19 protein-coding genes are annotated in these 23,054 nt (G+C 72.1%); 8 read left to right on the top strand and 11 right to left on the bottom strand.

Going from position 1 to position 23,054, the window contains the following annotated elements:
- Positions 1-332 precede the first annotated feature (332 nt).
- Both AB0D46_RS02640 and bldG read right to left on the bottom strand, forming a co-directional pair.
- The gene (locus AB0D46_RS02640; RefSeq protein ID WP_362875405.1) at positions 333-773 is read right to left on the bottom strand and encodes an ATP-binding protein; all 441 of its coding nucleotides are present in this window, start codon (positions 771-773) and stop codon (positions 333-335) included.
- A 117-nt stretch (positions 774-890) separates the two neighbouring features.
- Positions 891-1,232: an anti-sigma factor antagonist BldG gene (gene bldG / locus AB0D46_RS02635; RefSeq protein WP_362875404.1), complete on the bottom strand. Its 342-nt coding sequence runs from the start codon at positions 1,230-1,232 to the stop codon at positions 891-893.
- A gap of 81 nt (positions 1,233-1,313) precedes the next feature.
- Here bldG and AB0D46_RS02630 point away from each other — a divergent pair, with 81 nt between their 5' ends.
- Entirely contained in the window at positions 1,314-3,779 is a 2,466-nt protein-coding gene (locus tag AB0D46_RS02630) for a DEAD/DEAH box helicase (protein WP_362875403.1), read from the top strand.
- 1,072 nt (positions 3,780-4,851) lie between these two features.
- Here AB0D46_RS02630 and AB0D46_RS02625 read toward each other — a convergent pair.
- Genes AB0D46_RS02625 through ssd form a run of 7 tightly spaced genes read right to left on the bottom strand, consistent with a single transcriptional unit; the run spans position 4,852 to position 9,792 of the window.
- The gene (locus tag AB0D46_RS02625; RefSeq protein WP_362875402.1) at positions 4,852-5,211 is read right to left on the bottom strand and encodes an Rv3654c family TadE-like protein; all 360 of its coding nucleotides are present in this window, start codon (positions 5,209-5,211) and stop codon (positions 4,852-4,854) included.
- Entirely contained in the window at positions 5,208-5,585 is a 378-nt protein-coding gene (locus AB0D46_RS02620; protein WP_362875401.1) for a TadE family type IV pilus minor pilin, read from the bottom strand. Before AB0D46_RS02620 ends, AB0D46_RS02625 begins: the two co-directional genes overlap by 4 nt.
- Positions 5,572-5,769 (bottom strand): DUF4244 domain-containing protein, encoded by a 198-nt coding sequence (locus tag AB0D46_RS02615; RefSeq protein ID WP_362875400.1) that lies wholly within the window; start codon positions 5,767-5,769, stop codon positions 5,572-5,574. Before AB0D46_RS02615 ends, AB0D46_RS02620 begins: the two co-directional genes overlap by 14 nt.
- A 57-nt stretch (positions 5,770-5,826) precedes the next feature.
- A complete protein-coding gene (locus tag AB0D46_RS02610; RefSeq protein WP_362875399.1) occupies positions 5,827-6,606 on the bottom strand; it encodes a type II secretion system F family protein in 780 nt (259 codons plus the stop codon).
- Positions 6,606-7,481 carry a type II secretion system F family protein gene (locus AB0D46_RS02605; RefSeq protein ID WP_362875472.1) on the bottom strand — a complete coding sequence of 292 codons (876 nt, stop codon included), beginning with the start codon at positions 7,479-7,481 and terminating at the stop codon, positions 6,606-6,608. The genes AB0D46_RS02610 and AB0D46_RS02605 overlap by 1 nt, the downstream gene beginning before the upstream one ends.
- Positions 7,482-7,486: 5 nt before the next feature.
- Positions 7,487-8,635, bottom strand: coding sequence for a TadA family conjugal transfer-associated ATPase (locus AB0D46_RS02600; RefSeq protein ID WP_362875398.1), 1,149 nt, complete (start codon positions 8,633-8,635; stop codon positions 7,487-7,489).
- Positions 8,632-9,792 (bottom strand): septum site-determining protein Ssd, encoded by a 1,161-nt coding sequence (ssd, locus tag AB0D46_RS02595; RefSeq protein ID WP_362875471.1) that lies wholly within the window; start codon positions 9,790-9,792, stop codon positions 8,632-8,634. Before ssd ends, AB0D46_RS02600 begins: the two co-directional genes overlap by 4 nt.
- Before the next feature lie 510 nt (positions 9,793-10,302).
- Between ssd and AB0D46_RS02590 the strand changes: the two genes are divergently transcribed.
- Entirely contained in the window at positions 10,303-11,172 is an 870-nt protein-coding gene (locus AB0D46_RS02590) for an HAD-IB family hydrolase (RefSeq protein WP_362875397.1), read from the top strand.
- Between the two features lie 412 nt (positions 11,173-11,584).
- On the opposite strand, the gene AB0D46_RS02585 is transcribed toward AB0D46_RS02590, so the two are convergent.
- Positions 11,585-12,406 (bottom strand): oxidoreductase, encoded by an 822-nt coding sequence (locus AB0D46_RS02585; protein ID WP_362875396.1) that lies wholly within the window; start codon positions 12,404-12,406, stop codon positions 11,585-11,587.
- 109 nt (positions 12,407-12,515) lie between these two features.
- On the opposite strand from AB0D46_RS02585, the gene AB0D46_RS02580 reads away from it, so the two are divergent.
- Positions 12,516-13,547 carry an ATP-binding protein gene (locus tag AB0D46_RS02580; RefSeq protein WP_362875395.1) on the top strand — a complete coding sequence of 344 codons (1,032 nt, stop codon included), beginning with the start codon at positions 12,516-12,518 and terminating at the stop codon, positions 13,545-13,547.
- Here AB0D46_RS02580 and AB0D46_RS02575 read toward each other — a convergent pair.
- Positions 13,504-14,808, bottom strand: a complete 1,305-nt coding sequence (locus tag AB0D46_RS02575) for a hypothetical protein (RefSeq protein WP_362875394.1) — start codon at positions 14,806-14,808, stop codon at positions 13,504-13,506. The two genes, AB0D46_RS02580 and AB0D46_RS02575, sit on opposite strands and share 44 nt — an antisense overlap.
- A gap of 235 nt (positions 14,809-15,043) precedes the next feature.
- On the opposite strand from AB0D46_RS02575, the gene AB0D46_RS02570 reads away from it, so the two are divergent.
- The 5 genes from AB0D46_RS02570 to AB0D46_RS02550 all read left to right on the top strand — a co-directional run bounded on the left by AB0D46_RS02570 (position 15,044) and on the right by AB0D46_RS02550 (position 22,873).
- Positions 15,044-17,545, top strand: a complete 2,502-nt coding sequence (locus AB0D46_RS02570) for a SulP family inorganic anion transporter (RefSeq protein ID WP_362875393.1) — start codon at positions 15,044-15,046, stop codon at positions 17,543-17,545.
- A gap of 178 nt (positions 17,546-17,723) precedes the next feature.
- Complete coding sequence (acs, locus tag AB0D46_RS02565) at positions 17,724-19,721, top strand: acetate--CoA ligase (RefSeq protein ID WP_362875392.1); 1,998 nt, start codon at positions 17,724-17,726, stop codon at positions 19,719-19,721.
- 245 nt (positions 19,722-19,966) lie between these two features.
- On the top strand, positions 19,967-21,388 hold the full coding sequence (nhaA, locus tag AB0D46_RS02560) for a Na+/H+ antiporter NhaA (protein ID WP_362875391.1): 1,422 nt from the start codon (positions 19,967-19,969) through the stop codon (positions 21,386-21,388).
- Between the two features lie 55 nt (positions 21,389-21,443).
- Positions 21,444-21,905, top strand: a complete 462-nt coding sequence (locus tag AB0D46_RS02555) for a phage holin family protein (protein ID WP_362875390.1) — start codon at positions 21,444-21,446, stop codon at positions 21,903-21,905.
- Positions 21,902-22,873: an alpha/beta hydrolase gene (locus AB0D46_RS02550; RefSeq protein ID WP_362875389.1), complete on the top strand. Its 972-nt coding sequence runs from the start codon at positions 21,902-21,904 to the stop codon at positions 22,871-22,873. Before AB0D46_RS02555 ends, AB0D46_RS02550 begins: the two co-directional genes overlap by 4 nt.
- Positions 22,874-23,054: the final 181 nt, after the last annotated feature.

The raw sequence follows: 23,054 nt of genomic DNA, 5'->3' as shown, positions 1-23,054 counted from the left end.
CAGTGGGCGTGAAACGGAATTGGCCCGCACTTGCTCCTCAGCAATGGATCACGTCACTCCATTACCCTCGAAAGAAGTAATGGGACAAAGACATTGACGACTGATCAACGATCTAGGGAGTTTTTATGAGAAACACAAAAGGCCCTGCTCAGCAGGGCCTTGATAAAGATCGGACGATACGATCCGCGCCACCCCCGCGGTGCGCCGGACATGTGCGGGGACGTACGTCACCCCGGGCGCGGCGCACGGGCGGAACCCGGCGGCTTTCGGGTGCCGGTGACGCCGGTGGAGGGGTGGGGGCGACGCCGGGCGGCGAAAACGCCTACCTGACGCTACGAAACCTGCCCGGACCCCGAGACGGGCCAGCTCATCCGAATCGTTCCGCCAAACTCGTCCGCCGACACGGAGACGTCGTCGACGAGCCCGCTGATCACGGCGAGACCCATCTCGTCCTCACCGTCGATGTCCGGGTCCAGGACGGCCGCGATGCCCGGAACGCCGTCGATGGCGCCACCGGGCGGCCCGGGTACCTCGTCGCCGACCTCGATGGAGAACGACTTCTCCTCCTCGGTCAGCACCACCCGGACGGGCGCGGTCAGTCCGTTGCTCCGGTGCAGTCCGACGGCACGCGAACACGCCTCGCCCACAGCGAGGCGGACCTCGTCGAGCACGGCTTCCTCCACCCCGGCCCGGCGCGCCACGGCGGCCGCGACCAGGCGGGCCGTCCGGACGTGTTCGGGCTGGGCGCTGAAGCGCAGTTCAACGGTGGCCATGTGCGTCCCCCTCGGACTACGGGCGTGACTTGACAGGGGTCCGGACCGCCCATGGCCCGGTACCCCCGCTCCTCGTCGGCGCCTGCGCCGTTTCCGGCGGCAGCCGCCAGGAGCACGTCAGTCGGTGGCTGCGACTGCGTCTTCCACCGTGGTGTGAATCGGGAACACCTTGGTCAGACCGGTGATACGGAAGATCTTCAGAATGCGCTCCTGGTTGCAGACCAGACGCAGCGAGCCCTCGTGCGCGCGGACGCGCTTGAGGCCTCCCACGAGCACACCCAGGCCCGTGGAGTCGAGGAAGTCCACTCGCTCCATGTCGACAACCAAGTGGTAGCTGCCGTCGTTCACCAACTCCACCAACTGCTCGCGCAGCTTGGGCGCGGTATACACATCAATCTCGCCACCGACCTCTACGACCATGCGGTCGCCGACAGTGCGAGTCGACAGGGACAGGTCCACGGATCCTCCAGCACCTTGCTATCGAGCGGCGCCCCCCAGGGGCCTCCCCACCCGAAGGTAGGGGAGGGATCGGCTGCCGCGATGGCATTCAATCACTTACCGGCAGGCGCGCACGACGCCTTGGGACCATTGTCCCGCACGCCAGTGACACACTCGGTTCCAATGGCCAACACTCACCGCCCCGGTCGGCCCACGGCGCCCGCGGACGCACGACCCACTCCCGACACGGTCCTGGACCGGTTGTCACGGGGGCCTTCCCGAGCTGCGCGCATCACTCATACGGAGCACTTGCCCCCTCGGGCGGGTCGTCATGCGGTCTGGCCCGATCGCATCCGAACGGATGTCGTGGCGGCGATTTCGGCTGCCGGCATCGAACATCCGTGGGAACACCAGGCGGCCGCCGCCGAGCTCGCCCTCGACGGCGAGTCGGTGGTCGTCGCCACCGGGACAGCCTCGGGCAAGTCGCTGGCCTACCTCGCCCCCGTGTTCTCCGCCCTCGCGGACGGCTCCGAGGCCCCGAACGGCCGGGGTGCGACCGCGCTCTACCTGGCCCCCACCAAGGCCTTGGCCGCCGACCAGCGGCGGGCCGTACGGGAGCTGGCGGCGCCGCTGGGCAACGCCGTCCGGCCGGCCGTGTACGACGGCGACACCCCGTTCGAGGAACGGGAGTGGGTGCGCCAGTACGCGAATTACGTCCTGACCAACCCGGACATGCTGCACCGGGGGATCCTGCCCGCCCACCCCCGCTGGGCCTCGTTCCTGAAGGCCCTGCGCTACGTCGTCATCGACGAGTGCCACACCTACCGGGGGGTCTTCGGCTCCCACGTCGCCCAGGTCCTGCGCCGGCTGCGGCGGCTGTGTGCCCGCTACGGCTCCGATCCGGTCTTCCTGCTGGCCTCCGCCACCGCGAGCGACCCGGCGGCGGCCGCGTCCCGGCTGACCGGCGTACCGGTCACCGAGGTCTCCGACGACGCCTCCCCGCGCGGCGAGGTCGTCTTCGCCCTGTGGGAGCCGCCGCTGACCGACCTCAAGGGCGAGAAGGGCGCCCCCGTACGCCGCACCGCCACCGCCGAGACCGCCGACCTGCTGACCGACCTGGTCGTCCAGGGGGTCCGCACGGTGGCCTTCGTCCGCTCCCGGCGCGGGGCGGAGCTGATCGCCGTGATCGCCCAGGAACGGCTCGCGGAGGTCGACCGCTCGCTGCCCCGGCGTGTCGCGGCGTACCGGGGCGGCTACCTGCCCGAGGAACGCCGCGCCCTGGAGCGGGCCCTGCACTCCGGCGAGCTGTTGGGTCTGGCCGCGACCACCGCCCTGGAACTGGGCGTGGACGTCTCGGGCCTGGACGCCGTCCTGATCACCGGCTACCCCGGCACCCGGGCCTCCCTGTGGCAGCAGGCGGGCCGGGCCGGACGGTCCGGACAGGGCGCGCTGGCCGTCCTGATCGCCCGCGACGACCCGCTGGACACCTACCTGGTCCACCACCCCGAGGCGCTGTTCCGGCAGCCCGTGGAGGCCACCGTCCTCGACCCGGACAACCCGTACGTCCTGGCCCCGCACCTGTGCGCGGCGGCCGCCGAGCTGCCGCTGACCGAAGCGGACCTGGACCTCTTCGGCCCGGCCGCGCACGGCCTGCTGCCCCAGCTGGAGGCCGCGAAGCTGCTGCGGCGCCGGGCGACGGCCTGGCACTGGACCCGCCGCGAGCGCGCCTCGGACCTGACCGACATCCGGGGCGGCGGCGGCCGCCCGGTGCAGATCGTCGAAGCCGCCACCGGGCGGTTGCTGGGCACGGTCGACGAGGCCGCCTCCCACACCGCCGTCCACGACGGGGCCGTCCACCTCCACCAGGGCCGCACCTACCTGGTCAAGCACCTGGACCTGGAGGATTCGGTGGCCCTCGTCGAGGAGGCGAACCCGCCGTTCTCGACCACGGCCCGCGACACCACCGCGATCTCGATCCTGGAGACCGAGACCGAGATCCCGTGGGGCGCGGCCCGGCTCTGCTTCGGTTCCGTGGAGGTCACCAACCAGGTGGTCTCCTACCTGCGCCGCAAGCTGATCACCGGCGAGGTGCTCGGCGAGGCCAAGCTGGACCTGCCGCCGCGCACCCTGCGGACCCGGGCCGTGTGGTGGACGGTCACCGAGGACCAGCTCGACGAGGCCCGGATCAACCCGGAGATCCTCGGCGGCGCCCTGCACGCCGCCGAGCACGCCTCCATCGGCCTGCTGCCGCTGTTCGCCACCTGCGACCGCTGGGACATCGGCGGTGTCTCCGTACCGCTGCATCCCGACACCCTGCTGCCCACGGTGTTCGTGTACGACGGCCACCCGGGCGGCGCCGGCTTCGCCGAGCGGGCCTTCCACACGGCACGGGCCTGGCTGACGGCCACCCGGGACGCCATCGCCGCCTGCGAGTGCGAGGCGGGCTGCCCCTCCTGCATCCAGTCCCCCAAGTGCGGCAACGGCAACGACCCCCTCCACAAACGCGGCGCCATCCGCCTCCTCACCCGCCTCCTCACTCCCACGAACGCCCCTCCACCCCCGCCCTGACCCACCGACCGACACCCAGGTCCCTACAGGCCCCACTTCGCCGCGCCACCGCCAGCGGCAGCACTGCCGACCGCCCCCCGGACGACGCCCCTGCATGGTCCGGCAGCCCGGGCATCAGGCCTTGCCGGCGCCCCACAGGAGGCAGCGGGCCCTGCCGGGCCGGGGACAGGGTCCGAGGCATGCCGGGCCGGGGACAGGGTCCGAGGCCCCACAAACCGCCCTCAGGGCGGCTGTAGGCCGTACCCCGCGCGACTGCGCGAACCATCCGGGACCAACCCAAAAGACTCCTCTGAAGTCGACTGCAAGACGCCCCCACCCCATCACCGAGATGGCCGAAAATCGCCCCTCCGTCCTCCCCAGAAGCCCCACCCGCCCACGAAGACCACTTCTGGACGGCTGACCCGCCCGGGTGACCCACCTCCAGCCACTCCCCGAGCACGCGCCCCGAATCCCCCCTTTCGGTCACCACATGCAGGGCCCGTCCGTAGCGGCATCCCAGCCTCCCAACCTGCCCTGCCGGACCTCCGTGCCCCGCCGCCCCCGCCATACCGGGCCCGGCCCTGCCGCTCCGGGCCCCGCACCGACCCCCGGCCCCGCCCCACGGCCCATTACCCGCCCGGACCACCCGGACCCGGACCCGGACCCGGCGCACCCGCCGCAGCGGGCCGGGCCGGGAAGCGGCTCGGGGTCCCGCACCGACCCCCGGCCCCGCCCTACGGCCCGCCACCCGCCCCGACCTGCCCACCCTGACCCGGCGCATCCGCGCGGCCCATGCCACTCGGGGTCCCGCACAGACTCCCGGGCCGCCCCAAGGCCCACCATCCGACCCTGACCAGCCGGACCCGGACCCGGCACACCCGCCTGGCCCATGCCCCTCCGGGTGCCGTTCCGACTCCCGGGCCGCCCCAAGGCCCACCATCCGACCCTGAGCCGCCGGACCCGGACCCGACCCGGCGCACCCGCCGCAGCGGGCCAGGCCGGGAGGGGACTCGGGGTCCCGTACCGACCCCCCGCCCGGCCCCCGAGCGGCCTCCCGGCCCGCCCCGTTCGCGCGGCCGGAGGCCAGCGCCCCTCACCCCCTCCCCGCCGGAGGCAGAGGCGCCGCCAGCGGCGGGCCGGCGCGGGAGGGGAGGGCCGGGGCGAAGGGGCCCGCTCGGACGCGGGCCGTGACTTCGGCGACCTCGCCCTCGACCCGGCACTCCGTCACCCGCGCGCCCTGCGCTCCGGCCACCCTCGCCGCCGCGGCGCAGGCCGCGGCGGGGCCGTGGGACCAGGTCGCGGCCGCCGCCAGGGCGGCGAGGTCGGCTGCCGCTCCCGCCCGGTGGCGGGCCGCGACCGCCTGACCGAGGAGCAGCACGCCCCCGAACACGGCGCCCAGGACCGTGACGGCCACCGTGGCCCACACCGTCGCCGACCCCCGGTCCCGGCTCACGGCGGCGGCCCCACGCTGTCCTCGGCCAGGGCCACCGCCCGGGCCCCGATTCGTACCGGCAGCCGGTCGGGGCCCGGCGCGGGCGCCGCGACCGTGACCCGCCACAGGTCGCCCGCCCGCTCCACCTCGACCTCCGCCCCCGGCGGCGCGGCCGACCGGGCCGCCGCCACCGCCACCTCCACCGGCTCGGAGCGGGCCGCCGCCCGTGCTCCCGCCCGGGCGGCGTCCACGCACCGGATCTGCGCGGCGGCCGCCATTAGCGCCCACACCAGCAACGCCGCGAACAGCACCAGGGCCGGGATCACCATGGCCGCCTCGGCCGTCACATAGCCCCGGTCCGCGTTTCCCACCGGCTTTCGCTCAGAACGGCACATCGAGCGCCTTTCCGATGGTCGACTGGAGCGCCGTCGAGACCACGTCACTCGTCACCACCTTGTACAGAACGGCGGCGAACGCACACGCCGCGATCGTGCCCATGGCGTATTCCGATGTCGACATTCCGGTGTCGCCGCCACGACCGCTCAGAGCCTTACGCAGTCGGAACCAGATGATCCTCATGACAAACCTCCTGTGGGATTACGTTCTTGATGTCATCTCAGGTCGTGATTTTTGTTTTCAGCCCCCGGAGAGCAGCCCCGACGCCATTCCGATCACCACGGGAGCCACTCCGACCGCAAGGAACGCGGGGAGAAAACAGAGCCCCACCGGCGCCGTGATGAGTACCGCCGCCCGCTGGGCCCCCGCGCCCGCCTGCCGCATGCGTTCCGCCCGTAGGCCGGCCGCCAGGCGGGAGACCGGCTCGGCCGCGGGAGCCCCGGTCCGTGCGGCCCGCTCCAGGCACTCCGCGAGTGCGCGGGCCCCCGGTATCCCGGCCAACCTCCCCCACGCGGAACCTGGTTCGCCGCCGAGCCGCAACTCCGCGCCGGCCAGCGCGAGCCGCTCACCCACCGGACCGCCCACCGACTCCCCCACCACTTCGGCGGCCTCGACCGGGCCGGCGCCCGCCGCCAGACACGCGGCCAACAGATCGGCGGCGAACGGCAACTGTCGTTCTGCCTCCCGGGAGTCGCCCCCGGTCGGCTGCCGCGCGGCCCTGAGCAGCAGGCGCCGCGCCGCGAAGGCCGCCGCACACCCCACCAGGAATCCCCCCGGACCGCCGATCACCCACCAGCTCGCCACCAGGACGCCGCCCGGACCGGCCCACGCCGTGACCGCCGCCCCGCTCCCGGGTTTCCACCGCGGCCGGCGGCGACCCTGTTCCCAGCGGAAGAGGCTCGCGATCCGGCGTCGCGCCGCCCGGCTCCGCAGTCCCGCCCACAGCTCGGAGGTCGCCCACCACACCAGCGCCGCCAGACAGCACGCCGTCCCCAGCCTGTGGACATCCGGCCCGTCCATCACCGCTCCCCCGCCCGTACGATCCGTCGGCACCACAGCAGCCCCGCCGCCTCCAACACCCCGCCCGCCGCCAGGCAGCCCCACCCCATCGGCGAGTGCAGCAGCACCCGCAGCGGGTCGGCTCCCAGTCCGGTCCCGATCAGCAGGCCGACGAGCGGCAGCAGCGCGAGCACGACCGTCGTGGACCTGGCGCCCGCCAACTGGGCCCGCAGCGACTCCTCCCGGTCCCGTTCGGCCCGCAACGCTCCTTCCAGTCGGTCCAGTCCGGCCGCGAGGCCGGCTCCGCCGTCCACCGAGACCCGCCAGCAGGCGGCCATCCCGGCCAGCCCCTCCGCGCCCGGCTCCCGCGCCGCCTGGCGCAGCGCCTCGGGCACGTCCCCGCCGAACGCCGCCGCGGCCAGTACGCCCGTCTCCGCCGCCCCCGGACCGCCGGGGCCCGCGACCGTACGGCGCATCGCCACGGTGAGCGCCTGCCCGGGCTGCGCCCCTGCCCGCAGTTCGCCCACGACGGCCCCGCACAGCGCCATCACCCCGGCTGCCCTGGCCGTACGGGCACGCTCGCGCTCCGCGGCTCGCAGCCAGCGCCGCAGCAGCGGCACGGACACCGCCCCCAGCAGCAGCGGGATCACCGACCCGCCCCACAGGGCGACCAGCAGGGCGCCCGCCGGACCGGCCCACTCCCGCCATCGCTCGGCGCACACCCGAGCCGCGGCCACCAACCGCCGCACACGCACCGGCCCACCGGGCGGGGCCGCACCTCCTCCGGCGAGCACCAGCCGGGCCCGCCGTTGCCCCTGATCGCCCCCGCTCACCACCCAGGCGGCCGCCCCGGCACACAGCAGCCCGGCGAACACGGGCACGGAGCCGATCGGCACGGCGCTCACCGGGCACCTCCCAGCAGCGGACCCAGCCGCGCCCAGCCCTGCTCCCGCACGAAGCCGCGGATCCCCCAGCGCAGGGCGGGTACGGTCACCACCAGCCCGGCCGGGTCCCGTTCCAGTACGTGCACCTCCGCGACCCGGCGGCGCCCGTTGCGATCGCGGGTCAGGTGCACCACCAGGGTCAGCGCCGCCGCCAGCTGGCTGTGCAGTGCGGTCCGGTCCAACCCGGCGGCCGTTCCCAGCGCCTCCAACCGGGCCGGGACGTGCGCGGCGGCATTGGCGTGCACCGTGCCGCACCCGCCCTCGTGCCCGGTGTTCAGCGCGGCCAGCAGGTCGGCGACCTCGGCACCGCGCACCTCGCCCACCACGAGTCGGTCGGGCCGCATCCGCAGGGCCTGGCGGACCAGGTCCGCCAAGGTCACCAGGCCGGCCCCCTCCTGATTCGCGGGCCGGGTCTCCAGCCTCACCACATGGGGGTGGTCGGGTCGCAGTTCGGCGGAGTCCTCGGCCAGCACGATCCGCTCGGCCGGCCCCACGAGCCCGAGGAGGGCGCTGAGCAGGGTGGTCTTGCCCGTTCCGGTGCCGCCGGAGACGAGGAAGGAGAGCCGGGCCTCGACCATCGCCCGCAGGAGGCGTTGCCCGCCGGGCGGCAGGGTCCCCGCGGCGACCAACTCGTCCAGGGTGAAGGCCTTCGGCCTGACCACCCGCAGGGACAGGCACGCCGAACCGACCGCCACCGGAGGAAGTACGGCGTGCAGCCGGGTCCCGTCGGGCAGCCGGGCGTCCACCCAGGGGCGGGCGTCGTCGAGGCGCCGCCCGGCGACGGCGGCCAGCCGCTGCGCCAGCCTGCGTACGGCTTCGGCGTCGGCGAAGGTCACCCCGGTCAGTTCGAGCCCGCCGCCCCGGTCCACCCACACCCGGTCCGGGGCGGCGACGAGCACATCGGTGACCTCCGGGTTGGCGAGCAGCCGCTCCAGCGGCCCGGCGCCGACGAGTTCGGACCGCAACTCCGCCGCCACGCCGAGCACTTCCGCGTCGCCGAGCAGGCGACCCTGCGCCCGTAGGGCTGCGGCCACCCGGGCCGGGGTGGGCTCGCCGCCGCTTTCGGCGAGGTGCTGGCGCACCGCGTCCAGCAGGACCGCGCTCACGCCGACACCCCCTGGGCAGAACCCAGGGCGCGCTGCCAGAAGCCGTCGCAGAAGCGGGCCAACGTGCCCCGCGAGCCCGGCGGTTCCCCTTCGGCCACCCGCCCCGGCAACCCCACCTCGACCGGTACTTCCCCGGCCAGGGGTACGTCCAGCAGCCGCGCCACAGCCTCGGCGTCGAGCCCGTGGGCGCAGCGGCCCCGCACGACCACGCGGACGTCCCGGGCCACCATGCGCACCCCGGCGGCCACCCGCCCCGCCGCGGCCACCGACCGCAGCTCGCCGGGCACCACCATCAGCACCAGGTCGAGTTGGGCCAGCATCTCGGCCACGGCCTCGTCGACCCGGCGGGGCAGGTCGACGACCACCACTCCGCCCCGGCGCCGGGCGGCGGCCACCACCGACCGCATCGCGGCGGGCGGCACCACCACCCGCTCCCCGCGGTCCCAGCTCAGCACGCGCAACGCGTGCAGTTCCGGCAGGGACTCCTCCAGTGCCCCCGCGCCGACCCGGCCGCGGGAGGCGGCGAAGTCGGGCCAGCGCAGCCCTTCGGCGCTCTCCCCGCCGAGCAGCACGTCCATGCCTCCGCCGAGCGGGTCCCCGTCGATGAGGATGGTGCGCTCCCCGGCCCGGGCGGCCCGAAGGGCGAGGGCGCAGGCGAGGGTGGAGGCCCCGGCGCCGCCGCTGCCGCCGATCACCCCGACGGCGAGGGCGGGCCGGCCGGCGCCCTCCACCACATCGGCGATGCGGTCGACGATCAGGCCTTCGGCGTCGGGCAGCCGCAGTACCTCTTCGGCTCCGATCTCGACGGCCCGCTGCCACACCTGGGGGTCGTCGAGGTCCCGCCCGACGAGGAACACCCCGTCCCTGCGCGGCGCCCCGCGCACCCGGCGGGCGGCGTCGTCCCCGACGAGGACGAGCGGGGCGCTCTCCCAACCGGCGCCCCCGACCGGTCCGGCCGGGTCCCGACCGCCGTCCGCCCCGGCGGCCCCGCCCCGATCGGCGCCGGAGCCGGCGGGCTCGGGCACCGCATGGTGCACATGGGGCTCGGCGCCCGCGGCGGCGCACAGCCGCAGCAGGTCGTCGAGCAACAGCGGATCCTCGGTGATGATCAACGGCCGGCCCCCGACGGGGCCGGGCCCACCGGTACGGACGGGCAGGCCGCCCTCACGGGCCACCGAGGCTTCGGGTGCCGCACACGACTTCGATCCAGCCACGATCTCCGCCCCCTTCTCACTGCAAATCCAGGAACCGCGGACTTCGCGGCTGGAATCACCGTGCAGGGATCCGGAAATCGAAGTGGATCTTGCGTGAAAACTGTGGATGAGAAGGCGGTTGTGAATAACTTCGCCACACCATCAGGTGAGATCCGGAGCGCTGCGGAACAACTACGCAGCGTCACGAGTCTAAGAGGGTGAGGGCCTTCGCCACGAGGGCCGGCCATCGAGGGAGGGCCCAGGAAATGGTCACTGAAGGTCGTGAACACGGGATGCAAACCGCGTCCGGACATGCGACGACCCCCGCCGGGGGGGAGAGCGGGGGTCGTCCCCACGGTCCGACTCGGGGGGGGAGGAGCCAGACCGGGTTAGCACGGTCGCGAACGATCCGTGACTTCCATGGTGTACCCGAGAGCCTTCTCAAGCAAACCCACGCGCCGCACCTTACGCCGAATGGTGGGCGCATATGCTCGGGGCGTGGAAAATCAGCCCTTGCCGCACTCCTCGCCTCGGACCGCTGCCTTCTTCGACCTGGACAAGACGGTCATTGCGAAGTCCAGCGCCCTGACGTTCAGCAAGTCCTTCTACCAGGGCGGCCTGATCAACAGGCGGGCCGTGCTGCGCACCGCCTACACGCAGTTCATCTTCCTGGCCGGTGGCGCCGACCACGACCAGATGGAGCGGATGCGGGAGTACCTCTCCGCCCTCTGCAAGGGGTGGAACGTCCAGCAGGTGCGGGAGATCGTCGCCGAAGCCCTGCACGACCTGATCGATCCGATCATCTACGACGAGGCCGCGTCCCTGATCGAGGCCCACCACACCGCCGGCCGTGACGTCGTGATCGTCTCGTCCTCGGGAGCCGAAGTCGTCGAGCCCATCGGCGAGATGCTCGGGGCGGACCGGGTCGTGGCGACCCGGATGGTGGTCGGCGAGGACGGCTGCTTCACCGGAGAGATCGACTACTACGCCTACGGCCCGACGAAGGCGGAGGCCGTGCGCGAGCTCGCGGAGTCCGAGGGCTACGACCTCGCGCGGTGCTACGCGTACAGCGATTCGGTCACCGACGTGCCGATGCTGGAGGCCGTCGGACACCCGCACACCGTGAACCCCGACCGGGCGTTGCGCCGTGAGGCCGTCGCCCGCGAGTGGCCGGTACTGGTGTTCAACAAGCCGGTCCGCCTGAAGCAGCGGATGCCCGGACTGTCGATGCCGGCGCGACCCGCCCTGGTCGCCGCGGCGGCCGTCGGCGCGGCAGCGGCCACCGCCGGCCTGGTCTGGTACGCGAGCCGCCGGCGGGCGACCGCGAGCGGTGTGTCGGCCTGACGCACCTCCCCGTCCCGCGCGGCGCGGTCGGCTCCACCAGCGGTGATAACGGAACGTCCGGATCGCCCTGAATCGTCCGGGAAAGTAAAGAACTGTGGCCAGGGGTTTCGTTCCGCCGGGAAGCGGAGTACAAAGGAAGCACGGCCCGCGAGACCAAAGAACATCCGAGAGGATCATCTTTAAAACGCAGTAAGGCCCACGGACCGAAGCACGAACGCCGAGCACCCACGCGACGTCGACCCGTCGATTACGGGCCAGCCGCACCAGGGAACGGGCAAAGTTCCCGACCTGATGGGCAATCATCGAGGACGCTTGGTAACTGGGCGCAAGTGCCAGCGGCGACACCAAAGCAAGACGGTGTCGCCGCAACCCATGTCGGGGGCCGGCGGGCCGGCCGACCCTCCCCCGCCCCTCAGGCGGCGCCGCGCTGGAGGGCTTCGCAGACGGCCGTCGACTCGCGCACCCCGAGTTCGATCGCCCGTCCGCAGTGCGCGATCCAGGCCGCCATACCTTCCGGAGTACCGGAGACGTAGCCCTCGAAGGCCGCCAGGTACTCCTCGCGACCCTGTTCGGCGTGACCGGCCTCCGCCGGGCAGATCGCCTTCGGGTCGAGACCGCTGTTGATCAGCACGATGCGCTCGGCGGCACGCGCCACCAGGCCGTTGTAGGAGCCGAAGGGGCGCAGCGCCAGCAGTTCCCCGTGCACGACCGCGCCCGTGATCAGAGCCGGGGCGGAGCCGCCCGCGATGATCAGCCGGGACAGCCCGTCGAGGCGTCCGGCCACTTCCTCGGCGCTGGGCAGCGGAAGCCGCACCACGGGCTCGTCCACCGGTTCACCGGCCAGCCGGGGCCGACCCACGATGTCCCCGGCCTCCGTGGACCCGGAGGCGACGAGGTGCAGGCGGGCCAGGACCCGGAGGGGTGACTGGCGCCAGATGCTGAGCAGTTGACCGGCCTCGGCGGTCAGGCGCAGAGCCGCACCCACCGTCCGCGCCTGCGCCTCAGCGCCGAAATCGGTACGTCGACGGACCTCCTCCAACGCCCAGTCGGCGCCGGACAGCGCCGCGCTGCCCCGGGCGCCGCGCAGCGCGGCCTCCGAGGTGATCTCCGCGCTGCGGCGGCGCATCACCCGGTGCCCGTAGACCCGGTCCACTGCCTTGCGTACGGAATCCACGGACTCTGCGACACCGGGGAGCGAGCCCAGGGGCGCCAGCGGGTCAGAAGCACTACTCATAAGTAGGGAGCCTACGCACTGCTCACCCTTGGCACCGACCCCTCCTTGGAGTGGTCTTCTTCACTCACCTCGACCACTGAACGCGATCGACCCACTACCCTTGGTGAACATGAAGATCGCTTTCGTGGGAAAGGGCGGCAGCGGGAAGACCACGCTGTCCTCCCTCTTCATCCGCCACCTCGCAGCCAATGAAGCCCCCGTCGTCGCGGTGGACGCCGACATCAACCAGCACCTCGGCGCGGCCCTCGGGCTCGGCGAGGACGAGGCCGCCGCGCTGCCCGCCCTGGGCGCGCACCTGCCCCTCATCAAGGAGTACCTGCGCGGGTCCAACCCGCGCATCGCGTCCGCCGACAGCATGATCAAGACCACCCCGCCCGGCACCGGCTCGCGGTTGCTGCGGATCACCGAGGACAACCCGGTCTACGAGGCCTGCGCGCACACGCTGCTGCTCGACGGCGATCCCGTCAGGCTGATGGCGACCGGACCGTTCACCGAGGCCGATCTCGGGGTGGCCTGCTACCACTCGAAGGTCGGCGCGGTCGAGCTCTGCCTCAACCACCTGGTGGACGGCCCCGACGAGTACGTCGTCGTCGACATGACGGCGGGCTCGGACTCCTTCGCCTCGGGCATGTTCACCCGCTTCGACGTGACCTTCCTCGTCGCCGAGCCGACCCGCAAGGGCGTCTCCGTCTACCGCCAGTACAAGGAGTACGCGCGGGACTTCGGGGTCGCGCTCAAGGTGGTCGGCAACAAGGTGCAGGGGCCGGAGGACATCGAGTTCCTCCAGGACGAGGTGGGCGAGGACCTGTTGGTCACCTTCGGGCACTCCGACTGGGTGCGGGCGATGGAGAAGGGCCGGCCGGCCGCCTTCGAGCTGCTGGAGGCGACCAACCGGCTCGCCCTGCAGGCCCTCCAGAACGCGGCCGAGGACTCCTACGCCGCCCGGGACTGGGCCAAGTACACCGAGCAGATGGTGCACTTCCACCTGCGGAACGCGGAGAGCTGGGGGAACGCCAAGACCGGGGTCGACCTGGCGGACCAGGTCGACCCCGGCTTCGTCCTGAACGAGGCCGTCGGAATCCGCGACGGGGTGTTGGTCAGCCCTCGCCCGACTCCGCAGCCCGCTCCTCAGCCGGCTTGACCCCGGCAGCACCCGGCGGGGCGGCCGGCGCGGCCGGCGGCCCCGCGGTCAGGAACTTGTTCCAGCCCTCCTTGGGCGTCTCCCCGACGTCGAGGGTGCGCATCCACTCCAGGACCTTGGGGTCCTGGGCGTCGAGCCAGTCGGCGAGCTCGCGGAACGGGACGCAGCGGACCTCGGGCTTGGTGCACATGCTCTTGATCGACTCCTCGACGGCACGCATGTAGGTGCCGCCGTTCCACGACTCGAAGTGGTTGCCGATGATCAGCGGAGCGCGGTTGCCCTGGTAGACGCGGTCGAAGGCCTGGCGCAGCCCGTCGCGCATCTGGTCACCCCAGTACCGGTGCTGCGAGGGGTCGCCCTGGGACGTGGTCCCCGACTGGTTGACCATGTAGTTGTAGTCCATGCTCAGCGTGTCGAAGGCGCGGCCCGGCATCGGGACCAACTGGAGCGGGATGTCCCAGAGACCGTCCGTCTTCTTGGGCCAGATCTGCTTGCTGATGCCGCTGGAGTCGTAGCGGAAGCCCATGTCCTTCGCGGCCAGCATGAAGTTCTTCTGCCCTTCGAGGCAGGGGGTGCGGGCTCCGATGAGCTCCTTGTCGTAGTCGAAGGGCAGGGCTTCCATGTCCTTGAGTCCCGCGTTCGTCTTCCAGTTCTTGACGAAGGACTTGGCCTGGTTGATCTCGCTCTTCCACTCCTCCACGGACCAGGTGCCGACGCCCCCCTCGGGTCCGCAGAAGTGGCCGTTGAAGTGGGTGCCGATCTCGTTGCCCTCGAGCCAGGCGGCCCGAACCTGGGAGGCGGTGTCCTTGATGCCCTGCAAGTCGCCGAAGCCGATGTCGGAGCGGCCGGAGTCGTGCTGCGGGGCGGTGTAAAGGGAACGTTTCTCCTCAGGCAGCAGGTACACCCCGCTGAGGAAGTAGGTCATCCGCGCGTTGTACTTCTTCCCCACCTCGCGGAAGTGCGAGAAGAGCTTCTGGCTGTCCTCGCCGGCCCCGTCCCACGAGAAGACCACGAACTGCGGCGGCTTCTCGCCCGCCTTCAGCTTCTGCGGCTTCACCACGTTCGGCTGGGGACCGGTGTAGGCGGTGGAGCCGTCCCCGATCGGCCGCATGACGCTGCCGGGGGCCTCCGGGACGGCGGCCTTCTTGGCGTTCGGGCCACCGGTGGGCTTGACGGATTCGGACGTGCTGCACCCGGCGGCGCCGAGCACCAGGGCCGTGGCGACCAGGCCTCCGGCGATCTTCTTCGTGGCGGCGATCATCCGCACACCTCTCCCTCGCAGTTCCCAACGCAGGACTTCCGCGCCGCAACGTCCCACGAGGGGCGATTTCAGGACGGTATGACAAGCCGGACAAAATGCTTATTCACCTCTGGGGGCTAATTCATAGACCATTTGCCCCAATTAACCCCACCTCCCCTTTACCCTCCATTACCATCCATTTACCGAGTGTTGAGACTCCCGCCGCTTCATCCCTCCTCAGAGGAGACGGGAACCCATGACAACCCCCATCCCGGCCGTGCCCAGCGCGGCCACCCCCAGCACGATCCACGCACCGACGACAGCCCCACCCGACGCCAAGAGCCGCCGGGGCACCAGAGGCGCCAACGGCGCCCCCGGGCCGCACGGGAAGCTCTCCGCGGACCTGTCGGCGTCCATCGCCGTCTTCCTGATCGCCCTGCCGCTCTCCCTCGGTATCGCGCTCGCCACCGGAGCACCGCTGCAAGCGGGGCTGGTGGCCGCCGCGGTCGGTGGCATCGTGGCAGGCCGGTTCGGCGGTGCCCCACTCCAGGTGAGCGGGCCCGCGGCCGGACTCACGGTCGTCACCGCCGAGTTGATCCAGCGCTACGGATGGCGCACCACCTGTGCCATCACCGTGCTGGCCGGCTGCTGCCAGCTCGGGCTGGCCTTCCTGCGGACCGCCCGGTCGGCGCTCATGGTGAGTCCCGCGATCGTGCACGGCATGCTCGCCGGCATCGGCGTGACCATCGCCCTGGCCCAGCTGCACATCGTGCTCGGCGGCACCCCGCAGAGCTCCGCCGTGGCCAACGTCCAGGGACTGCCCGGCCAGTTGGCCGACCTCCATCCGGCGGCGCTCGGCGTGAGCGCGCTGACCGTGGGCGTGCTGCTCGGCTGGCCCCGGTTGCCCGGGCGGCTCGGCGCGGCCCTTCGGAAGGTGCCGGCGACCCTGGCCGCGGTCGCCGCGGCCACCGCGTTCGCCGCCCTCGCGGGGCTCACCCTGCCCCGCGTCGACCTCCCCTCGTGGCGCAGCCACGCCCTGCCGGAGCTGCCCGAGGGGCCCGTGCTCGGCCTGATCGCCGCCGTACTGACGATCACGCTGGTCGGCAGTGTGGAGTCCCTGCTGTCCTCCGTGGCCACCGACAAGCTGATCGCCTCCGAGCGCGGTACGGAGAACCGTCCGCCCCGCGCCGACCTCGACCGCGAGCTGCGCGGTCAGGGCGCCGCGAACATCGTGTCCGGGGCGCTGGGCGGCCTGCCGGTGACGGGGGTCGCGGTCCGCAGCGTGGCCAACGTCAAGGCCGGCGCCGTCAGCCGCAGATCGTCCATGTTCCACGGCCTGTGGGTGCTGGTCGCGGCCGGCCTGCTCGTCCCGGTCCTCGATCTGATCCCGCTGGCCGCGCTGGCCGCGCTGGTGATGGCCGTCGGAATCCAGATGGTGTCCATCACGCACCTGCGTACGGTCACCCGGCACCGCGAGGTCCTTGTCTACGCGACGACCATCGTGGCCGTCGTGCTGGGCGGGGTCCTGGAAGGGGTGGCGATCGGCATCGCCGTGGCCGTCGCGGTGGCCCTGCACCGGCTCGCCCGGACCCGGATCACCCTGGAGGAGCTGGACGGCGTCCACCACGTACAGGCGCGCGGGCAGTTGACCTTCCTCGCGGTGCCCCGGCTGAGCCGGGTGCTCAACCAGATCCCGCACAAGAGCCACGCGGTGATCGAGTTCGACGGCTCCTTCATGGACCACGCCGCCTACGAGGCCCTGCACGACTGGCAGGAATCCCACCGGGCACACGGCGGTTCGCTCGAACTCACCGGCCGCGCCGGCGCCGCGATCTCCGGGGACCACCCGGCCTCGGGAACGGGCCGGACCGGCCGCACGACCGACAGCCGGGACCGCGCCCAACCGGCCGCGCGCGGGACGCACCAGTGCTGCCGCCCCTGGACGCCCTGGCAGAACCACTGCGATCACCGCGCCGTCAGCGCGGCCACCGCCGGCGGCGCGAACGCCGACCGTCCGGCGGACTCCGACGCGGCGAAGTCCCGTACGCTCCCCGGGTCGACCGTGATGCCGGCCGCCGCCCGGCGGCGCGGCGCGGGCCAACTGGCCAGCGGCATCAGCGCCTTCCAGCGGGACACCGCGCCCCACGTCCGCGACGAACTGGCTCGGCTGGCGCGCGAGGGCCAGCAGCCGTCGCAGCTCTTCCTGACCTGCGCGGACTCCCGTCTGGTGACCAGCATGATCACCGCGAGCGGCCCCGGGGACCTGTTCACCGTCCGCAACGTGGGCAACCTGGTCCCGCTGCCCGGCGCCGAGTCGACCGACGACTCCGTCGCCGCCGCCATCGAGTACGCGGTGGACGTGCTCAAGGTCGACAGCATCACCGTCTGCGGGCACTCGGGCTGCGGCGCCATGCAGGCCCTGCTGAACTCCCACCCCGAGGCCCCCATGACCCCGCTGCGCCGCTGGCTGCGGCACGGCCTGCCCAGCCTGGAGCGGATGGGCAGCCGGCACCACGCCTGGGCCCGGATCTCGGGACGGCTCCCGGCCGACGCCGTGGAGCAGTTGTGCCTGACCAACGTGGTGCAGCAACTGGAGCACCTGCGGGCCCACGAGTCGGTGGCCCGGCGGCTCGCCGAGGGCACGCTGGAACTGCACGGCATGTACTTCCACGTGGGCGAGGCACAGGCTTACCTGCTGTCCGACGGTGAGGACTTCTTCGACTGTCGGGTTTTCGACAGCGTCGGTCAGGGCGTCTGAGACGCGGCGCACCTGAACCGATACGCTCCCGAAACCGTGTAAGCGGATGGCCCTTTCCCGCGCCCTGCGGCGGGAAGGGGCCATTCGTGCGTCGTCCTCAGCACGGGCCCAGCCGTGGTATAGGTCTAAACCAATTTCCGGCTACCCCTTGTCACCTGGGCGTCTGAACTGATGAGCTATGCCCGGGGACACAACGGACACCCTGGGAAAGGGAGATGTCGTGAGCAATGACAGCCTGGCCAATCTGCTCAAAGAGGAGCGTCGGTTCGCACCGCCCGCCGCTCTGGCCGCCGCCGCCAACGTGACCGAGGCGGCGTACGCGCAGGCCGACGCGGACCGGCTGGGCTTCTGGGCCGAGCAGGCCCGGCGGCTGACCTGGGACACGGAGCCGACCGAGACGCTCGACTGGAGCAACCCGCCCTTCGCGAAGTGGTTCGCGGACGGCAAGCTCAACGTCGCGTACAACTGCGTGGACCGACACGTCGAAGCCGGCAACGGCGAGCGCGTCGCGATCCACTTCGAGGGCGAGCCCGGCGACAGCCGCTCGATCACCTACGCCCAGCTCAAGGACGAGGTCTCGCAGGCCGCCAACGCCCTCACCGAGCTCGGTGTGCGGGCCGGCGACCGGGTCGCCGTCTACCTGCCGATGATCCCCGAGGCCGTCGTCGCGATGCTGGCGTGCGCCCGCGTCGGCGCCGCCCACTCGGTGGTCTTCGGCGGCTTCTCCGCCGACGCCGTCGCCTCCCGCATCCAGGACGCCGACGCCAAGCTGGTGATCACCGCCGACGGTGGCTACCGCCGCGGCAAGCCCAGCGCGCTCAAGCCCGCCATCGACGAGGCCGTCGGCAAGTGCCCGCAGGTCGAGCACGTGCTCGTGGTGCGCCGCACCGGCCAGGACACCGACTTCACCGAGGGCCGGGACGTGTGGTGGCACGACGTGGTCGGCCGCCAGTCGACCGAGCACACCCCGCAGGCCTTCGACGCCGAGCACCCGCTGTTCATCCTGTACACCTCGGGGACCACGGGAAAGCCGAAGGGCATCCTGCACACCTCGGGCGGCTACCTGACGCAGGCCGCGTACACCCACCACGCCGTCTTCGACCTGAAGCCGGACACCGACGTCTACTGGTGCACCGCCGACATCGGCTGGGTGACCGGCCACTCCTACATCGTCTACGGGCCGCTCGCCAACGGCGCCACCCAGGTGATGTACGAGGGCACCCCGGACACCCCGCACCAGGGCCGGTTCTGGGAGGTCGTCCAGAAGTACGGCGTCACCATCCTCTACACCGCGCCCACGGCGATCCGCACGTTCATGAAGTGGGGCGACGACATCCCCGCGAAGTTCGACCTGTCGAGCCTGCGCGTGCTGGGCTCGGTCGGCGAGCCGATCAACCCCGAAGCCTGGATCTGGTACCGCAAGCACATCGGCGGCGACCGCTGTCCGATCGTGGACACCTGGTGGCAGACCGAGACCGGCGCGATGATGATCTCCCCGCTGCCGGGCGTCACCGAGACCAAGCCGGGCTCCGCCCAGCGCGCCCTGCCGGGCATCTCGGCCACCGTCGTGGACGACGAGGCGCACGAGGTCGACAACGGCGGGGGCGGCTACCTGGTCCTCACCGAGCCGTGGCCGTCGATGCTCCGCACCATCTGGGGCGACGACCAGCGCTTCATCGACACCTACTGGTCCCGCTTCGAGGGCAAGTACTTCGCGGGCGACGGCGCCAAGAAGGACGACGACGGCGACATCTGGCTGCTCGGCCGCGTCGACGACGTGATGCTGGTGTCCGGCCACAACATCTCGACGACCGAGGTCGAATCCGCCCTCGTCTCGCACCCCGCCGTCGCCGAGGCGGCCGTGGTCGGTGCGGCCGACGAGACCACCGGGCAGGCCATCGTCGCCTTCGTCATCCTGCGCGGCAGCGCGACGGAGACGGACACCCTGGTCGGCGAGCTGCGCAACCACGTCGGTGCCACGCTCGGCCCGATCGCGAAGCCGAAGCGGATCCTGCCGGTGCAGGAGCTCCCGAAGACCCGTTCGGGCAAGATCATGCGCCGTCTGCTGCGCGACGTGGCGGAGAACCGCGCGGTCGGCGACGTCACCACCTTGGCCGACTCCTCCGTCATGGACCTGATCCAGAACAAGCTGCCCAGCGCCTCCGACGAGGACTGACGGCAGCGGGCGGGAAACGCCCGGGAGACCGACGCACCGCGGGTGAGGAACACCGGGGGCGTCCGGCGCACAACGCGCCGGGCGCCCCCCTCCCGTTTAAGGTGAAGATCACCTGATACGACCGCGCACACCCTGTAAAGTAAGAGAAGCGTCAATTCTTGACGTCCGAAAGTCTCAGGGTGCGCCGGGAAGTCTGGTCGGCAACAGCATTTGCCATGCCGTCGACCACCCGGAGGTTTCCCACCGTGGCCACCCCCACGCCCACCCGCAAGTTCCTCGGTCGCCTCTCGCTCCCCGAGGCGCGCTTCGTCGCGAACGCGCTGCGCACCGAAACCGTCGGCGGCGTCCTGCTCCTCGTGGCCGCGATCGCCGCCCTCATGTGGGCGAACATCCCCGGTATCTCGGACAGCTACGACAGTGTCCGTTCCTTCCACATCGGGCCCGCCTCCCTCGGCCTCGACCTCTCGCTCCAACACTGGGCGGCCGACGCCCTGCTCGCGATCTTCTTCTTCGTCGCGGGCGTCGAGCTCAAGCGCGAACTCGTCGCGGGCGACCTCAGCGACGCCAAGGCCGCGGCCCTCCCGGTGATCGCCGCGCTCTGCGGCATGGCCGTACCCGCGCTGGTCTACGTACTCGTCAACACGTTCGGCAACGGTTCCATGGACGGCTGGGCCGTCCCCACCGCCACCGACATCGCCTTCGCGCTCGCCGTCCTCGCGGTCATCGGCACCTCCCTGCCGTCCGCGCTGCGTGCCTTCCTGCTGACCCTCGCCGTCGTCGACGACCTCTTCGCCATCCTGATCATCGCGGTGTTCTTCACGAGCCGGATCGACTTCCTGGCACTGGGCGGAGCCGTCGTCGGCCTGGTCCTGTTCTGGTTCCTGCTCCGCACCGGCGTCCGCGGCTGGTACGTCTACGTCCCGCTCGCCCTGGTCATCTGGGCACTGATGTACAACAGCGGCGTCCACGCCACCATCGCCGGCGTCGCCATGGGCCTGATGCTCCGCTGCACCCGCCGGGACGGCGAGGAGCACTCCCCCGGCGAGCACATCGAGCACCTGGTCCGGCCGCTGTCCGCCGGACTGGCCGTCCCCCTCTTCGCCCTGTTCTCCGCCGGGGTCTCGCTCTCCGACGACTCGATCGCGCAGGTCTTCACCCGCCCCGAGACCCTCGGCGTGGTCCTCGGCCTGGTCGTCGGCAAGACGGTCGGCATCTTCGGCGGCACCTGGCTCGCCGCCCGCTTCACCAAGGCCGAGCTGAACGACGACCTGGCCTGGCCCGACGTGTTCGCGGTGGCCTCGCTGGCCGGCATCGGCTTCACCGTGTCCCTGCTGATCGGCGAACTCGCCTTTCCCCAGGACGCCGTCCTGATGGACGAGGTCAAGGCCGCGGTCCTCATCGGCTCCCTCATCGCGGCGATCATCGCGAGCGTCCTGTTGAAGATGCGCGACCGCAAGTACCGGGCCCTGACCGAGGCGGAGGAGCGCGACGAGGACCTCGACGGCATCCCGGACATCTACGAACAGGACAAGCCGGACTACCACCTGCGGATGGCGAGGATCTACGAGGAGAAGGCCGCGGAGCACCGCCGCAGGGCCGCCGCCGCCGCTCCCGCGGACTCCGAAGCGCCGGGCGGGTCCAGCGCCGGCGCCAACCGTCCGGCATGATCTGTCTGACGACGCAGGACAGCCGCCGGCAGCAGACGACAGAGGGAGATCAGAGATGAGCGCAGTGGAGGACCAGGGGACCCCGGGAGCCGAGCGCACGCTCGGCCAGCTGGTCGCCTCGGCCACCGCCGAGATGTCGGCCCTGGTGCATGACGAGATCGCCCTCGCGAAGGTGGAGATCAAGCAGGACGTCAAGCGCGCGGGCATCGGCGGCGGCGCGGCGATCGTCGCGGGAGTGCTGCTGCTCTTCTCCCTCCCGGTGGGGAGTTTCGCCGCGGCGTACGGCATCCACAATCTCGGGCTGGGTCTCGCCTGGTCCTTCCTGATCGTCTTCGGCGCGTTCGTGCTGCTCGCGGCACTGGTCGGGCTGGTGGCCATGAGGATGCTCAAGAAGATCAAGCCGCCGGTGAAGACCATCGACTCCGTCAAGCAGACCGCGGCCCTCGTCGGCACCGTCAAGCCGCACCCGCGCCCGGTCAGTGACAACGTCGTGGGTGTGGCACGCTCGACCTCATGACAGCCCCCTCGCCCGACGCCGGTACCCCGCCCACCGCCGCCACGGCGGTCCGGCTCGACCTGCCCGACGGGCGGCCGGTGACGCACCGGGACGTCGCGGCGAACGGCGCGAGGTTCCACGTCGCGGAGGTCGGGGAAGGCCCGCTGGTCCTCCTGCTGCACGGGTTCCCGCAGTTCTGGTGGACCTGGCGGCACCAGCTGACCGCCCTCGCCGACGCCGGGTACCGCGCGGTCGCCATGGACCTGCGCGGCGTCGGCGGCAGCGACCGCACCCCGCGCGGCTACGACCCGGCGAACCTCGCGCTCGACATCACCGGCGTCGTACGGTCCCTCGGCGAGCCGGACGCCGCCCTCGTCGGACACGACCTGGGTGGCTACCTCGCGTGGACGGCGGCCGTGATGCGGCCCAAGCTGGTGCGCCGGCTGGTCGTCTCCTCGATGCCGCACCCGCGCCGCTGGCGCTCGGCGATGCTGGCCGACTTCGGTCAGACCCGGGCGAGTTCGCACATCTGGGGCTTCCAGCGGCCGTTCGTCCCGGAGCGGCAACTCGTCGCCGACGACGGGGCCTTGGTCGGACGGCTGATCCGCGACTGGTCCGGGCCGCGCTTCCAGGAGGACGGCGCGGACGAGGAGGCCCTCGCCGTGTACCGGCGGGCGATGTGCATCCCCTCCACGGCCCACTGCTCGATCGAGCCGTACCGGTGGATGATGCGGTCGATGGCCCGCCCGGACGGACTCCAGTTCAACCGGCGCATGAAGCGGCCCGTGCGGGTACCGACCCTGCACCTGCACGGCTCCCTCGACCCCGTGATGCGTACGCGCAGCGCCGCCGGATCCGGCGAGTACGTCGAAGCTCCCTACCGCTGGCGGCTGTTCGACGGGCTGGGGCACTTCCCGCACGAGGAGGACCCGGCGGCCTTCTCGACCGAGCTCGTGAACTGGCTGGGAGACCCCGAGCCCGACCGCTGACCGGCCCCGCCGCACACCGGGGCCCGGTCGGACGGTTCTTGACGGACCGTCCGGCGGCGGCGACGGGACGGCGCGGATGATTCGTATGCCTGTCTTACGAGCATTCAATTGCCCCGCGCATAGGCCAATTGGCCGCCCCGCACGGGATTACCGACCTTGGGCCCCGGGCACAGCTCGTTGT

Source organism: Streptomyces sp. NPDC048383 (assembly GCF_040651775.1).
GTDB lineage: Bacteria > Actinomycetota > Actinomycetes > Streptomycetales > Streptomycetaceae > Streptomyces.
This window is presented reverse-complemented; position numbering and strand designations above follow the sequence as displayed.